The organism is Streptomyces sp. NK15101, assembly GCF_020400725.1.
Lineage (GTDB): Bacteria > Actinomycetota > Actinomycetes > Streptomycetales > Streptomycetaceae > Streptomyces.
This window is the reverse complement of sequence record NZ_JAINVG010000022.1, coordinates 80,693-95,312: the sequence shown is the minus strand read 5'-3', so window position 1 is coordinate 95,312 and position 14,620 is coordinate 80,693. Positions and strand designations below refer to the sequence as shown.

Annotated in this window: 10 protein-coding genes; 7 read left to right on the top strand and 3 right to left on the bottom strand. The window is 73.6% G+C overall.

The features are described 5' to 3' along the window. The 6 genes from K7G60_RS14925 to K7G60_RS14900 form a co-directional block, all read left to right on the top strand. On the top strand, positions 1-1,865 hold a 1,865-nt coding region (locus K7G60_RS14925; RefSeq protein ID WP_225801376.1), incomplete at its 5' end, for a DNA translocase FtsK. 237 nt (positions 1,866-2,102) lie between these two features. Further along, positions 2,103-2,930, top strand: coding sequence for a helix-turn-helix domain-containing protein (locus K7G60_RS14920; RefSeq protein WP_225801375.1), 828 nt, complete (start codon positions 2,103-2,105; stop codon positions 2,928-2,930). A gap of 78 nt (positions 2,931-3,008) precedes the next feature. Next, positions 3,009-4,502, top strand: a complete 1,494-nt coding sequence (gene rimO / locus K7G60_RS14915) for a 30S ribosomal protein S12 methylthiotransferase RimO (protein ID WP_225801374.1) — start codon at positions 3,009-3,011, stop codon at positions 4,500-4,502. Beyond that, on the top strand, positions 4,499-5,173 hold the full coding sequence (gene pgsA, locus K7G60_RS14910) for a CDP-diacylglycerol--glycerol-3-phosphate 3-phosphatidyltransferase (protein ID WP_225801373.1): 675 nt from the start codon (positions 4,499-4,501) through the stop codon (positions 5,171-5,173). Before rimO ends, pgsA begins: the two co-directional genes overlap by 4 nt. Continuing rightward, positions 5,170-5,691, top strand: coding sequence for a CinA family protein (locus K7G60_RS14905; RefSeq protein ID WP_225801372.1), 522 nt, complete (start codon positions 5,170-5,172; stop codon positions 5,689-5,691). The genes pgsA and K7G60_RS14905 overlap by 4 nt, the downstream gene beginning before the upstream one ends. Positions 5,692-5,800: 109 nt before the next feature. Further along, entirely contained in the window at positions 5,801-6,184 is a 384-nt protein-coding gene (locus K7G60_RS14900) for a helix-turn-helix domain-containing protein (RefSeq protein ID WP_041131554.1), read from the top strand. Positions 6,185-6,721: 537 nt separating this feature from the next. On the opposite strand, the gene K7G60_RS14890 is transcribed toward K7G60_RS14900, so the two are convergent. The 3 genes from K7G60_RS14890 to K7G60_RS14880 form a co-directional block, all read right to left on the bottom strand. Further along, on the bottom strand, positions 6,722-7,492 hold the full coding sequence (locus K7G60_RS14890; protein ID WP_225801370.1) for an SDR family NAD(P)-dependent oxidoreductase: 771 nt from the start codon (positions 7,490-7,492) through the stop codon (positions 6,722-6,724). Positions 7,493-7,524: 32 nt separating this feature from the next. Then, positions 7,525-8,352, bottom strand: coding sequence for a DNA-formamidopyrimidine glycosylase family protein (locus tag K7G60_RS14885; protein WP_225801369.1), 828 nt, complete (start codon positions 8,350-8,352; stop codon positions 7,525-7,527). A 566-nt stretch (positions 8,353-8,918) separates the two neighbouring features. Then, on the bottom strand, positions 8,919-13,568 hold the full coding sequence (locus K7G60_RS14880) for a DEAD/DEAH box helicase (protein WP_225801368.1): 4,650 nt from the start codon (positions 13,566-13,568) through the stop codon (positions 8,919-8,921). A 90-nt stretch (positions 13,569-13,658) separates the two neighbouring features. Here K7G60_RS14880 and K7G60_RS14875 point away from each other — a divergent pair, with 90 nt between their 5' ends. Then, positions 13,659-14,531 (top strand): AraC family transcriptional regulator, encoded by an 873-nt coding sequence (locus tag K7G60_RS14875; RefSeq protein ID WP_225801367.1) that lies wholly within the window; start codon positions 13,659-13,661, stop codon positions 14,529-14,531. The last annotated feature ends 89 nt before the right edge of the window (positions 14,532-14,620 follow it).

Genomic DNA, 14,620 nt, shown 5'->3' with positions numbered 1-14,620 from the left:
CCGGCGAGCCGGTCAAGCAGGGGGCCGGGGCGGAGCCGGCGGGGCGGCGCGGCCGCGCGGCCCGCCGGAGCTCCGGGCGGGACGACTTCGGCTCCGGCCTGGACCCGGTGGACGTCGCCGCGGCGGCCGCCGCCGCGCTCGACGGCGCCGTGCTGAACGGCATGCCGCCCTCGCCGATCGTCGCCGACCTGACCAAGGACGTCACCGCCGAGCGGAACACCGCCGTGGCCGCTTCAGCCGCCTCGGTCGCCGACGCCGCCGAGAAGGCCGCGCCCGTGCCGCCGGCCCGCGGAGGAGACCGTTCCGGCAGTGGCGTGCCCGACCTGACGAAGCCGGCGCCCGAGCCGACCGACCTGCCGCCCCGGGCCGAGCAGCTCCAGCTCGCGGGCGACATCACGTACTCCCTGCCCTCGCTCGACCTCCTGGAGCGCGGCGGCCCCGGCAAGACCCGCAGCGCCGCCAACGACGCGGTCGTCGACGCGCTCTCCAACGTCTTCGTCGAATTCAAGGTCGACGCGGCCGTCACCGGCTTCACCCGCGGTCCGACGGTCACGCGGTACGAGGTCGAGCTCGGCCCGGCCGTGAAGGTCGAGAAGATCACGGCCCTGACCAAGAACATCGCCTACGCCGTGGCCTCGCCCGACGTGCGGATCATCTCGCCGATCCCCGGGAAGTCCGCGGTCGGCATCGAGATCCCGAACAGCGACCGCGAGATGGTCAACCTGGGGGACGTGCTGCGGCTCGCGGACGCGGCCGGGGACGACCACCCGATGCTGGTCGCGCTCGGCAAGGACGTCGAGGGCGGCTACGTGATGGCCAACCTGGCGAAGATGCCGCACGTCCTGGTCGCCGGTGCCACGGGCTCCGGAAAGTCCTCGTGCATCAACTGCCTGATCACGTCGATCATGATAAGGGCGACCCCGGAGGACGTCCGGATGGTGCTCGTCGACCCCAAGCGGGTCGAGCTCACCGCCTACGAGGGCATCCCGCACCTGATCACCCCGATCATCACCAACCCCAAGAAGGCCGCCGAGGCGCTCCAGTGGGTCGTGCGCGAGATGGACCTGCGCTACGACGACCTGGCCGCCTTCGGCTACCGGCACATCGACGACTTCAACCAGGCCGTCCGGGACGGCAAGATCAAGCTGCCCGAGGGCAGCGAGCGCGAGCTCAACCCGTACCCGTACCTCCTGGTGATCGTCGACGAGCTGGCCGACCTGATGATGGTCGCGCCGCGCGACGTCGAGGACTCGATCGTCCGCATCACCCAGTTGGCCCGCGCCGCCGGCATCCACCTCGTGCTCGCCACCCAGCGGCCGTCCGTGGACGTCGTCACCGGCCTGATCAAGGCGAACGTGCCCTCGCGGCTCGCGTTCGCCACCTCCTCGCTCGCCGACAGCCGGGTCATCCTGGACCAGCCCGGCGCCGAGAAGCTCATCGGCAAGGGCGACGGCCTCTTCCTGCCGATGGGCGCCAACAAGCCCGTCCGCATGCAGGGCGCGTTCGTCACCGAGGCCGAGGTCGCGGCCGTCGTGCAGCACTGCAAGGACCAGATGACGCCCGTCTTCCGGGACGACGTCACCGTCGGCACCAAGCAGAAGAAGGAGATCGACGAGGACATCGGCGACGACCTCGACCTGCTGTGCCAGGCCGCCGAGCTGGTCGTCTCGACCCAGTTCGGCTCCACCTCGATGCTCCAGCGGAAGCTGCGCGTGGGCTTCGCGAAGGCCGGTCGGCTGATGGACCTGATGGAGTCGCGGAACATCGTCGGACCGAGCGAGGGTTCGAAGGCGCGGGACGTGCTCGTCAAGCCGGACGAACTGGACGGCGTCCTCGCCGTGATCCGGGGGGAGTCGGGGGAGTAGGGCCCGTCGGGTGTGGCTCCTCCGGGGCCGGGTACCCGATCGAGATCAGCCCGAGACTCACTCGTAAGGGAACGGTGGGCAACCGTTTCCCCTGGCCGTACGTCAAGTTGGAGGAAGGGACAGCAGGATGTCCCAGCCTCATGGCGTACAAACAGCACCCGCCCGGTTGCCCCACCCTTTCGTACCACCCATAGACTGAACGTCCAGCAGGTGGCTACACGCTCGAAAGGCGCTCTCGTGTCCATCGGCAACTCCCCCGAAGACGACCGGACCTTCCCGGCAGACGACCGGGACTCGATCGGTCGCGCTCTCCAGCAGGCCCGAATCGCCGCCGGTCTCACCGTCGAAGAGGTCAGTGCCTCCACCCGTGTCCGGATTCCGATCGTGCACGCGATCGAGGAGGACGACTTCTCGCGCTGTGGCGGCGACGTCTACGCACGCGGCCACATCCGTACCCTCGCGCGCGCCGTCGGCCTCGATCCGGCTCCGCTGATCGAGCAGTACGACGCCGAGCACGGCGGCCGCCCCACGCCCACCCCCGCCGCCCCGCTCTTCGAGGCGGAACGTATCCGCCCCGAGCCGCGCCGGCCCAACTGGACCGCCGCGATGGTCGCGGCCATCGTCGCCGTCGTCGGTTTCGTCGGCTTCACGATGTTCAACGGCAACGAGGCCCCCAAGGGGACCACCGCGGCCGACGGCGGCCCGGCGCCCGCCCCGGAGAAGGCCACCTCCGCGGCCAAGCCGAAGCCGGTCAAGCCCGCCGCGCCCAAGCCCACCGAGAGCGCGATCGCCGCGGTCCCGCAGGACAAGGTCACGGTCAAGCTCTCCGCGATCGACGACAAGAGCTGGATCTCGGCCAAGGCGCACGACGGCAAGCTCCTCTTCGACGGTCTCCTCCTCAAGGGCGAGTCCAAGACCTTCCAGGACGAGGAGCGCGTGGACCTGGTCCTCGGCAACGCCGGTGCGATCGAGCTCTACGTGAACGGCAAGAAGCTCGCCGACAAGTTCGAATCCGGCCAGGTCGAGCGGCTCAGCTACACCAAGGGCGACCCCGAGGCCGGCTGAGCCCCGTGATGTGACCTCCGTCGCGCAGGTGAACCCTGCGCGACGGGGGAACGGCCGGGACGAAGTAGTCTTGAGTCCATGCCCGAACGCCGTACCGTCGCCCTTGTCACTCTTGGCTGCGCCCGTAACGAGGTGGACTCGGAGGAGCTCGCAGGCCGCTTGGCAGCGGACGGCTGGGAGCTCGTCGAGAACGCCGAGGAAGCGGACGTCGCCGTCGTCAACACCTGTGGGTTCGTCGAGGCCGCCAAGAAGGACTCCGTCGACGCCCTCCTCGAAGCCAATGATCTGAAGGACCACGGCAGGACCCAGGCCGTCGTCGCCGTCGGCTGCATGGCCGAGCGGTACGGCAAGGAGCTCGCCGAGGCCCTCCCGGAGGCCGACGGCGTCCTCGGCTTCGACGACTACGCCGACATCTCCAACCGCCTCCAGACCATCCTCAGCGGTGGCAGTGTCGAGGCCCACACCCCGCGTGACCGGCGCAAGCTGCTGCCGCTGTCCCCCGTGGAGCGCCAGGAGGCCGCCGCGGCCGTGGCCCTGCCGGGACACGGCGACGCCGCGGAGGCGCCCACCGACGCCCCGGCCGACCTGCCCGAGGGGATCGCGCCCGCCTCCGGCCCCCGCGCCCCCCTCCGCCGCCGCCTGGACACCAGCCCCGTCGCCTCCGTGAAGCTGGCCTCCGGCTGCGACCGCCGCTGCTCCTTCTGCGCCATCCCCTCCTTCCGGGGCTCCTTCGTCTCGCGCCGCCCCTCGGACGTGCTGAACGAGACGCGCTGGCTCGCCGAGCAGGGCGTCAAGGAGGTCATGCTGGTCTCCGAGAACAACACCTCCTACGGCAAGGACCTCGGCGACATCCGCCTCCTGGAGAGCCTGCTGCCCGAGCTGGCCTCGGTGGACGGCATCGAGCGCGTCCGCGTCAGCTACCTCCAGCCGGCCGAGATGCGCCCGGGCCTCATCGACGTCCTCACGTCGACCGAGAAGGTCGTGCCCTACTTCGACCTGTCCTTCCAGCACAGCGCCCCGGACGTGCTGCGGGCCATGCGCCGCTTCGGCGACACCGACCGCTTCCTGGAGCTCCTGGAGACCATCCGCTCCAAGGCCCCCACGGCCGGTGCCAGGTCCAACTTCATCGTCGGCTTCCCCGGCGAGACCGAGGCGGACTTCGCCGAGCTGGAACGCTTCGTCACCCACGCCCGCCTCGACGCCATCGGCGTCTTCGGCTACTCCGACGAGGACGGCACCGAGGCCGCCACGTACGAGCACAAGCTCGCCCAGGACGTCGTCGACGAGCGGCTCGCCCACCTCTCCCGGCTCGCCGAGGAGCTCACCGCGCAGCGCGCGGAGGAGCGCCTCGGGGAGACCCTGGAAGTACTCGTCGAGTCCTTCGACGAGGAGGACGGCTGGATCGGCCGCGCCGCCCACCAGGCGCCCGAGACCGACGGCCAGGTGTTTCTCACCACGGCCGACGGTACGAGCCCCGACCTGGCCCCGGGCCGTATGGTCAGGGCGAAGGCCGTCGGCACGGAGGGCGTCGACCTGGTGGCCGAGTGTCTTTTCGAGGAGGCGGGCAGATGACCGGAGTCCCGGCATCCGCGACGGGCGGGACCGGTAGGCCGGCGCCCCGCGGCAAGCTGGGCGCGGCGGCCGTCAACCAGGCCAGCCTGTGGAACATCGCGAACATCCTCACCATGATCCGGCTCGTCCTCGTGCCGGGCTTCGTGGTGCTGCTGCTCCAGGACGGCGGGCACGACCCCGCCTGGCGGGCCTGGGCGTGGGCGGCGTTCGCGGTAGCCATGATCACGGACGTCTTCGACGGGCACCTCGCCCGTACGTACAACCTGGTCACCGACTTCGGGAAGATCGCCGACCCCATCGCCGACAAGGCGATCATGGCCGCCGGACTCGTCTCGCTCTCCGCACTGGGGGACCTCCCCTGGTGGGTGACCTCGGTCATCCTGGCCCGCGAGCTCGGCATCACCCTGATGCGGTTCTGGGTCATCCGGCACGGGGTCATCCCCGCCAGCCGCGGCGGCAAGATGAAGACGCTCGCCCAGGGCACCGCCGTCGGCATGTACGTCCTCATGCTCACCGGGCCGCTGGCCACCCTCCGCTTCTGGGTGATGGCGGTGGCCGTCGTGCTGACGGTCGTCACCGGTCTGGACTACGTGCGACAGGCGGTCGTCCTGCGGCGCAAGGGGCTCGCGGCGGAGCGGGCGGCCGCGCGGTCGGAGACGGCGACGCGATGAGCGAGGCCGCCCGGGTACTGGCGCTGCTCGCGGAGCGTGAGCAGACGGTGGCCGCCGCGGAGTCGCTCACGGGCGGTCTCGTGGCCGCCGAGCTCACCGGGGCGCCCGGCTCCTCGGTCTCCTTCCTGGGGTCGGTCACCGCCTACGCCACGGTGCTCAAGCACGAGCTCCTGGGCGTCGACGCGGCCCTGCTCGCGGAGCGCGGAGCGGTGGATCCCGAGGTCGCGCTGCAGATGGCGGCCGGTGTCCGCGACCGGCTCGGCGCCGACTGGGGCATCTCGACGACCGGGGTCGCGGGGCCCGCGGAGCAGGACGGGCAACCCGTCGGAACGGTCTACGTGGCGGTCGCGGGACCGGCCACGACGAGCGCCCGCGCCGGGAAAGTGGTCTCGTTGAGGTTGAACGGCGATCGCAAGGAAATCCGTAGAGAGAGCGTACGGAGCGTGCTGGAACTGCTCCATGAGGAACTCTCGGGAAATGCGCGGGCACAGGATACGGAACAGAACGGGGGGAATTGATGTTTGCAGCCCTGAGTGAACACGACATCGCTCCCCGCACGGCCGCAGCGCGAGGCGGTACGGTGGGGCGTGAAGGATGCGGCTACGCGGTCCGAGGAGGGAGCCACCGATGATTCTGCTCCGTCGCCTGTTGGGTGACGTGCTGCGTCGGCAGCGCCAGCGCCAGGGCCGTACTCTGCGCGAAGTCTCCTCGTCCGCCCGAGTCTCGCTCGGCTATCTCTCCGAGGTGGAGCGGGGGCAGAAGGAGGCTTCCTCCGAACTGCTCTCCGCGATCTGCGACGCGCTGGACGTACGGATGTCCGAGCTCATGCGCGAAGTGAGCGACGAGCTGTCACTGGCCGAACTGGCCGAGTCGGCAGCGGCGAGCGAACCGGTGCCGACACCGGTGCGCCCGATGCTCAATTCGGTGTCGGTGACGTCGGTGGCCGGTGTGCCCACCGAGCGGGTGACCATCAAGGCACCCGCGGAAGCGGTGGACGTCGTCGCTGCCTGAACCGAAGTGGGTGAAGCCCCGCTCGGCGCCCTGTTCGCAGGGCGCTGACCGGGGCTTTTCTCGTTTTCGGTGCCATTTCCGGTCTTGTTTTGAGGCAGTTCGGGGCCTTCTCCCTGAGATGCCGGGTTCCGGGGTGGCGTGCCATGGTGGGAGGGACGTCCGACTGGGCCGTGTGCGCCGGGTTTGCCACCGGTGCGCCCTCCCGCAGGGTGATCCTGCCGGTCTAGCGTCGACCGCAGGAGGCGGCCATGGTACGGCGACGGGTTCCGCTGGTGACGCTCGCTCTGCTGGCGTGCGGCCTTGCGGCCGGAGGGCTCTGGTGGTGGGCGGTGCTGCGCCTGCTGCTCGTGCCGGTCGAGACCGGGCCGGTGGAGGGGGCGGTGGCCGCGGGCGGCTGGGGGCTGAGCCTGCTGCCGGTGCACGTGGCGGCTTCGTCGGGGCGGCGCGGCGCGGCGGCCTCCGGCGTCTTCTCCGGGGCCGGGATCTCCGGTGCCGTCGCCCGGCGGGTCACCGGTCGGAGGGCCGCCGGGAGCGCGGTCACCAGGGCATCGCGACGCCGCCGTTGGGGCGGAGGATCTGACCGGTCGTGAACGAGGAGGCGTCGGAGGCGAGGTGCAGGACCGCGTGCGCGATGTCCTCGGCCTCGCCGACCCGCCCCAGCGGTGAGTGACGGACCATCGCGGCCTCGGCCTGCAGTTGGGCGGCCGGCTCGTGGCGGTCCGTCATGGGGGTGCGGATCCAGCCCGGGGCGACCGCGTTGACCCGGATGCCGTGCGGGCCCGCCTCCGTCGCCAGGGTCTTCGTCAGCTGGACGACGGCCGCCTTGGTGACGCTGTAGCAGAGCAGGCCCGGACTGGCGGTGTCCATCGCGCCCGAGGCCATCGTCACGATCGAGCCGGGCACGCCGGAGTCGATCATCGAGCGGGCCGCCTCCTGGCAGGCGTAGAGCACGCCTTTGAAGTTGACTGCGAGGACGCGGTCGAAGTCCTCGTCCCGGGTGTCCAGGACCGTGCTCGTGTGCATGATCCCGGCGATGGCGGCCATGACGTGCAGCGGGCCGGCGGCGCGGACGGCCGCCGCCAGCGCGGGCCGGTCGGTGACGTCCAGGGGGTGGGTGTGCGCGACGCCGTCCTGTCGGGCGATCAGGGCCGCGGTCTCCTCGAGCCCGTCCTCGTCGCGGTCGGCGCAGTGGACGGCGGCGCCGGCCCGTGCGAGGAGGGCGGCGGCGGCGCGGCCGATGCCGCTCGCGGCACCCGTGACGAACGCGGTGCGGCCGGTCAGGTCGTATGCCGGGAGGGTCGTCGTCATGTCCGGACCGTACGACCGGATCTGACGGTCCGTCAATTGCCGTGGCCGCTTCCGCCGGGCTTTCCGTCCCCGCTTCCGTCGGGTCCCCGCTGGCAGCCGGGGCACCAGTACGTGACCCGGTCGCCCAGCTCCGCCTTGCGGATCGGAGTGCCGCAGCGGAGGCAGGGCCGGCCCTCGCGGCCGTAGACGTGGAGCGGGGTGCCCGGGCGGCGCGCGGTCGTGGTGCGCCGGTCCGGACGGTCCTTGTTCGCGTCGAGCAGCCGGTGGGCCGTGGCGACCAGCCGGGCCGGGACCTCCGGGGCGAGCTCGCCGACCGGGAGCCAGGGGGTGACGGCGGCGAGGAAGGCCAGCTCCGACTTGTACACGTTGCCGATGCCGGCCAGGTTGCGCTGGTCCAGCAGGGCCTCGCCGAGGGAGCGCTCCGGATCGGCGCCGAGCCGCCGGACGGCCTCCTCCGGATCCCAGTCCGGGCCGAGCAGGTCCGGGCCCAGATGCCCGACGACGCGGGACTCCTCGGCGGTGCGGATGAGCTCCAGGACGGGGAGGCGGTAGCCGTACGCGGTGAACCCGGCGTTCCCGAGGATCGCCCGGATCTGGTGCTCGGGGCCGCCGCGCGGGCGCTCCCCGGTGGCGTACACCCGCCAGGCACCGTCCATCCGCAGATGCGAGTGGAGGGTGAGCCCGCCCTCGATCCGGGCCAGCAGGTGCTTGCCGCGCGGGGTGACGTCGAGGAGCGTGCGGCCGGTGAGGTCGGCGGTCGCGAACCGGGGCACGCGGAGGTCCGCGCGGGTCAGGACCCGCCCGGCGAGGGCGGCGTGCAGGCGGTGGGCGGCCTGCCAGACGGTGTCTCCTTCGGGCACGGGTCCATTGTGGGGGCACGGCGCCTCGCGGGGCCTGGTGGTGGGCCGTGCCTCTGGCGGACCTCGCGGTGCGGGCGGCGGTTCCGCGCCTCGCTGTCCGCTGCGGACAGCCGTTCCGCCGGGGCGGTGCCCACCCCGTCGGGCCCCGTTGTGGGCGGTCGTTCCGCTGGGGCAAGGGGGTCCCCCTGCCCGAGCGAAGCCGAGAGCTTGGGGGAGGGTGGGCGCAACGGAACGGCGCCCTTGCCGGCGCCCGAGGCTCATGTGCCTGGACCCGCACCGGGCTGTGCGCCGCCCCTTGTGGTGCGGGTCCAGGCGCGGAACGCGGAGGCGCCGCTGGAGGGCGCCGTCCCGTGTGCCCACCCGTCCCGCCCCAGCGGGACGACTGCCCACACGGAGGCGGGCCAGGGCACCGCCCCGCCGGGCGCGGGCCCACACGGCGGATGGGCCGGGGTGGCCGGCCAGCAGGGCGGGAGCCGCGGGCGGGGCGAGGGGGCACCCGCCCTGCAGGGCGCGCCCAGACGGCGGGGGCGCCGCCCCGCAGGGGCGAGGGGGGCACACGGGGGCGGTCAGGGGCGGAGGCGGAGGCCTCTGGGGGTGGCCAGGAAGCCGGCTGCCTCCAGGGGGCGGGCCAGGGGCGACGTCAGGGACGTCGTGCCGTTGATCCGCTCCACCGTGACCGTGCCCAGCACACCCGCCTTCGCCGACCCGGCCAGCGCCTCCGCCGCCGCACCCAGGGCCGGGTCGTCCGGGTCCGTCGGCCATGAGAGGAGCGTCTTGCCGCCCCGCTCCATGTAGAGCGTGAGCTCGCCGTCGACCAGGACCACCATCGCGCCCGCCTTGCGGCCGGGCTTGTGCCCGGCGCCCGTCGGCGGCTCGGGCCAGGACAGCGCCGCACCGTACGCGTTCGCCGGGTCGGCGGCGGCGAGGACCAGTGCGCGCGGGCCGGCCGCCGCCTCGGCGCCCCGGTCGCGGGCGGTCGCCGCCGCCCGCAGCCGGTCCACGGCCCCGTCCATCGCGAACTGGGCCGCACCGAGCCCCTCCACGACATAGCCGCGCCGGGCCTGCCCGCTGTCCTCGAAGGCGGCCAGGACCCGGTACGTGGCCGAGAAACCGCCCTCCACGCCCTCGGCGGCCACCGCGCCCCGGGTGACCACGCCGTGCCGGTCCAGGAGGGTGCGGGCCAGGGCGTGCGCCCGGTGCGTCGGCTCCGGCTCGGGGGACGGCAGGAGGGACCAGCGGCCGGAGACCGTCGGCGGACCCGTACGGGAGGCGGGGCGGGCCGCGGCGGTCAGCGTGCCGTACCGGCCGCGCGGGACCGTGCGGCGCGCGCGGTGGGCGGTGGAACCGGCCGTGCGGCCCGAACCGAGCAGCGCCCGCAGCGGGGCCAGGGTGTCGTTGGTGAGCCGGCCCGACCAGGCCAGGTCCCAGAGGGCGTCGGCGAGCTGCGGCTCCGTGGCGTCCGGATGGGTGGTGGCCCGGATCTGGTCGGCGATCTGCCGGAAGAACAGGCCGTACCCGCCGGAGAGGGCGGTGAGCACCGACTCGTGCAGGGCGGACGTCTCCAGCGGGTGCGGCGGCGGGAGGAGCAGGGGCGCCGCGTCCGCGAGGTAGAGCGAGACCCAGCCGTCCTTTCCGGGCAGCGAGCCCGCACCCGCCCAGACGACCTCCCCGGTGGTCGTCAGCTCGTCGAGCAGCGCCGGGGAGTAGTCCCGGACCCGGGACGGCAGGATCAGCTTCTCCAGGGCCGAGGCCGGGACCGGGGCGCCCTGGAGCTGCTCGATCGCGCGCGCGAGGCCGTCGATGCCGCGCAGGCTGTTGCTTCCCAGGTGCTGCCACTGCGGCAGGAAGGTGGCGAGGGCCGCCGGGGGCACCGGCTCCAGCTCCTGGCGCAGGGCCGCCAGGGAGCGGCGCCGCAGTCGCCGCAGCACGGTCGCGTCGCACCACTCCTGGCCGATCCCGGAGGGGTGGAATTCGCCCTGGACGACCCTGCCCGAGGCGGCGAGACGCTGGAGGGCGCCGTCGGTGACGGCCGTACCGAGACCGAAGCGGGCGGCGGCCTGCGAGGAGGTGAACGGGCCGTGCGTGCGCGCGTACCGCGCGAGCAGGTCGCCCAGCGGGTCCTTGACCGGCTCGGTGAACGCCTCGGGCACGCCCACCGGCAGGGCCGTGCCCAGGGCGTCCCGGAGCCGGCCCGCGTCCTCGATCGCCGCCCAGTGGTCACGGCCGCCGATCCGCACCCGGATCGCACGCCGGGCCGCCTCGAGCTCGGGCGCCCAGCCCGCCTCGGCGCCCCGCCCGGCCAGCTCCTCGTCCGTCAGCGGTCCCAGCACCCGCAACAGGTCGGCGACGCCCTCCACGTCCTTGATCCGGCGGTCCTCGGTCAGCCACTGGAGCTCCCGCTCCAGCTCCGCCAGGACCTCGGGGTCGAGCAGCTCCCGCAGCTCCGCCTGGCCGAGGAGCTCCGCCAGCAGCCGGGAGTCCAGCGAGAGCGCGGCCGCCCGCCGCTCGGCGAGCGGGGAGTCGCCCTCGTACAGGAACTGCGCCACGTATCCGAAGAGGAGCGAGCGGGCGAAGGGCGAGGGCTCGGGCGTGGTGACCTCCACGAGCCGCACCCGGCGGGCCTCGATGTCCCCCATCAGCTCTTCGAGGCCCGGGAGGTCGAAGACGTCCTGGAGGCACTCGCGGACGGCTTCCAGGACGATCGGGAACGAGCCGAACTCGCTCGTCACCTGCAGGAGCTGGGCCGCCCGCTGCCGCTGCTGCCAGAGCGGGGTGCGCTTGCCGGGATTGCGCTTGGGCAGCAGCAGGGCGCGGGCGGCGCATTCGCGGAAGCGGGAGGCGAACAGCGCGGAGCCGCCCACCTGGTCGGTGACGATCTGCCCGATCTCGCCCCGGTCGAAGAGGGCGTCGGCCGCGCCGACGGGCGCCTTGTCCGCGTCGTACGTCGTGTCCAGGTGCCGGTCCGGGGCCACCGGCTCCTGGTCCAGGAGGTCGAGCCCCATCTCCAGGCCCATCAGGTCGGCGTCCGGCAGGCGCAGCACGATGCCGTCGTCCGCGTGCATCACCTGCGCGTCCATGCCGTACCGCTCGGTGAGCCGCGCGCCGAGCGCCAGCGCCCACGGGGCGTGCACCTGCGCCCCGAAGGGGGAGTGGATGACGACCCGCCAGTCCCCGAGCTCGTCGCGGAAGCGCTCGACCAGGATCGTCCGGTCGTCCGGCACGTGGCCGCAGGCCTCGCGCTGCTCCCTGAGGTACGCGAGGACGTTCTCCGCGGCCCAGTCGTCCAGGCCCGCGGCGAGCAGCCGCAGGCGCGCGTCCTCGTCCGCGAGGGCGCCGACCTCGCGGAGGAACGCGCCCACCGCCCGCCCCAGTTCGAGCGGACGGCCCAGCTGGTCGCCCTTCCAGAAGGGCAGCCGGCCCGGCACGCCGGGCGCGGGGGAGACGAGCACCCGGTCCCGGGTGATGTCCTCGATCCGCCAGGAGGTGGTGCCGAGCGTGAAGACGTCGCCGACCCGCGACTCGTACACCATCTCCTCGTCGAGCTCGCCGACCCGGCCCCCGCCCTTCTTCGGGTCCGAGCCCGCCAGGAAGACGCCGAACAGGCCGCGGTCGGGGATCGTGCCGCCCGAGGTGACCGCGAGCCGCTGCGCACCGGGCCGCCCCGTGACCGTCCCGGCCACCCGGTCCCAGACCACCCGCGGGCGCAGCTCCGCGAACGCGTCCGAGGGGTAGCGGCCGGCCAGCATGTCGAGGACGCCCGTGAACGCCGACTCGGGCAGCGAGGAGAAGGGCGCAGCCCTGCGCACCACCGCGAGCAGGTCGTCCACCTGCCAGGTGTCGAGCGCGACCATCGCGACCAGCTGCTGCGCGAGGACGTCCAGCGGGTTGGCGGGGATCCGCAGGGACTCGATCGCACCGGCACGCATCCGCTCGGTGACCACGGCCGCCTGCACCAGGTCGCCCCGGTACTTGGGGAAGACCACGCCCGTCGACACGGCACCGACCTGGTGGCCGGCCCGGCCCACGCGCTGGAGCCCGGAGGCGACCGAGGGCGGCGACTCGACCTGCACCACCAGGTCGACCGCGCCCATGTCGATGCCCAGCTCAAGGCTGGAGGTGGCCACCACGGCGGGCAGCCGGCCCGCCTTCAGGTCCTCCTCCACCTGGGCGCGCTGCTCCTTCGACACCGAACCGTGGTGGGCCCGGGCGAGCAGCGGCGGGGCACCCTGCGCCGCCCCCGACTGGGCCATCACCTGGGCCGGGGGCGCCCCCTCGGGAAGCGGCTCGCCGGTCGCCCGCTCGTACGCGATCTCGTTGAGCCGGTTGCACAGGCGCTCGGCGAGCCGGCGGGAGTTCGCGAAGACGATCGTGGAGCGGTGGGACTGGACGAGGTCGGCGATCCGCTCCTCGACGTGCGGCCAGATCGACGGCTTGTCCCCGCCGTCCTTGCCCTCCGAGGCGGGGGAGCCCCCCAACTCGCCCATGTCCTCGACGGGGACGACGACGGAGAGGTCGAACTCCTTGCCCGACGGCGGCTGCACGATCTCCACGGCACGCGCCGGGGAGAGGTAGCGGGCCACCTCGTCGACCGGGCGGACCGTGGCCGACAGGCCGATCCGGCGCGCCGGACGGGGCAGCAGCTCGTCGAGCCGCTCCAGGGAGAGGGCCAGGTGCGCGCCCCGCTTCGTGCCCGCGACCGCGTGGACCTCGTCCAGGATGACCGTCTCCACGCCCGACAGCGCCTCGCGCGCGGCGGACGTCAGCATCAGGAACAGGGACTCCGGGGTGGTGATCAGGATGTCCGGCGGCCGTGTCGCGAGCGCCCGGCGCTCGGCCGCCGGGGTGTCACCGGACCGGATCCCGACCCGGATGTCCGGCTCGGGCAGGCCCCGCCGCACCGACTCCTGGCGGATGCCGGTCAGCGGCGAGCGCAGGTTCCGCTCGACGTCCACGGCGAGGGCCTTCAGCGGCGACACGTACAGCACGCGGCAGCGCTTCCCCGCCTCGGCGGGCGGCGGGGAGGACGCGAGCCGGTCCAGGGAGGCGAGGAACGCCGCCAGCGTCTTGCCCGAGCCGGTCGGCGCGACGACGAGCACGTCGGAGCCCGCGCCGATGGCCTGCCAGGCGCCCTCCTGCGCCGCCGTGGGCGCGGTGAAGGCCCCGGTGAACCAACCACGGGTCGCGGGGGAGAACGAGTCGAGCGCGGACCTGACCATGCCCCCCATCGTGCACCCGGCCACTGACAACCGCCCGGACCTGGAGAATCCCGATCGTCGCGGGTCGCCGGAGGGGCGCAGAATGGGGGGATGGCCAGGGGCACGGAGAGGGACGGCGCGAGCGGGGAGCGGGCACGGTACTGGCAGTACGCCGAGCTGCCCGGGGTCGACCTGCTGCACGCCCACTACATCCGCAAGGCCTTCGCCCGGCACACCCACGAGTCCTTCGTCTTCGCCGCCATCACCGAGGGCGTCGAGGCCTTCCACTACCGCGACGAGCTCGTCCACGCCGGGCCCGGACAGATCGCCCTCGTCAACCCGGACACCCCGCACACCGGGCACGCGGCCGTGCCCGAGGGCTGGACCTACCGGACGATCTACCCCGACGCGGAGATCGTCCGCTCGATCGCCGCCGACACCCTCGCCCTGCGCGGCGAGGCCGGCTTCACCTCGCCCGTCGTCGACGACCCGTACGCCGCACAGCTCGTCGTCGGCGTCCACCGGGCCGCGGAGGAGGGCAACGCGCTCGCCGCGGACAGCCTCCTGCGCCTGGTCACCGCCCGGCTGCTGCGCAGCCACGGCGGGCTCGTCACCCCGCTCCCGCCCCGCTCGGCGGGCGCCCGGAACGCGGCACGCGCGCGTGACGTCCTGGAGGCCGGGATGGTCGAGCCGCCGACCCTGGAGCGGCTCGCCGCCGACCTCGGCACCAGCCCGTTCGCCCTGCTCCGCGCCTTCCGCGAGGCGTACGGGATGCCTCCGCACACCTGGCTCACCGACGCGCGCGTACGCCGGGCCAGGCAGCTCCTCGACGCGGGGACGCCCCCGGCGGAGGCGGCCGCCGCCGTCGGCTTCACCGACCAGTCGCACCTCAGCCGGCACTTCACCCGCAGCGTCGGGGTGCCACCGGGCGCCTACCAACGCGCGCGGGGTACGGTCCGGCGGGCCCCGCGCCCTGGTCCTTGAACGCCGACGGGCAGGACCCGCGCCCTGACACGTGAACGCCCACGGGCGGGCCCCGCAGGTCGGCGCAAGAACGTACAAGACCGGGTCGG

Excerpts from the sequence above, each read along its gene's own strand:
- K7G60_RS14900 (WP_041131554.1), top strand. The coding sequence starts at position 5,801 with ATGATTCTGCTCCGTCGCCTGTTGGGTGACGTGCTGCGTCGGCAGCGC.
- K7G60_RS14890 (WP_225801370.1), bottom strand. The coding sequence starts at position 7,492 with ATGACGACGACCCTCCCGGCATACGACCTGACCGGCCGCACCGCGTTC.
- K7G60_RS14880 (WP_225801368.1), bottom strand. The coding sequence starts at position 13,568 with ATGGTCAGGTCCGCGCTCGACTCGTTCTCCCCCGCGACCCGTGGTTGG.
- pgsA (WP_225801373.1), top strand. The coding sequence starts at position 4,499 with ATGACCGGAGTCCCGGCATCCGCGACGGGCGGGACCGGTAGGCCGGCG.
- rimO (WP_225801374.1), top strand. The coding sequence starts at position 3,009 with ATGCCCGAACGCCGTACCGTCGCCCTTGTCACTCTTGGCTGCGCCCGT.
- K7G60_RS14875 (WP_225801367.1), top strand. The coding sequence starts at position 13,659 with ATGGCCAGGGGCACGGAGAGGGACGGCGCGAGCGGGGAGCGGGCACGG.
- K7G60_RS14905 (WP_225801372.1), top strand. The coding sequence starts at position 5,170 with ATGAGCGAGGCCGCCCGGGTACTGGCGCTGCTCGCGGAGCGTGAGCAG.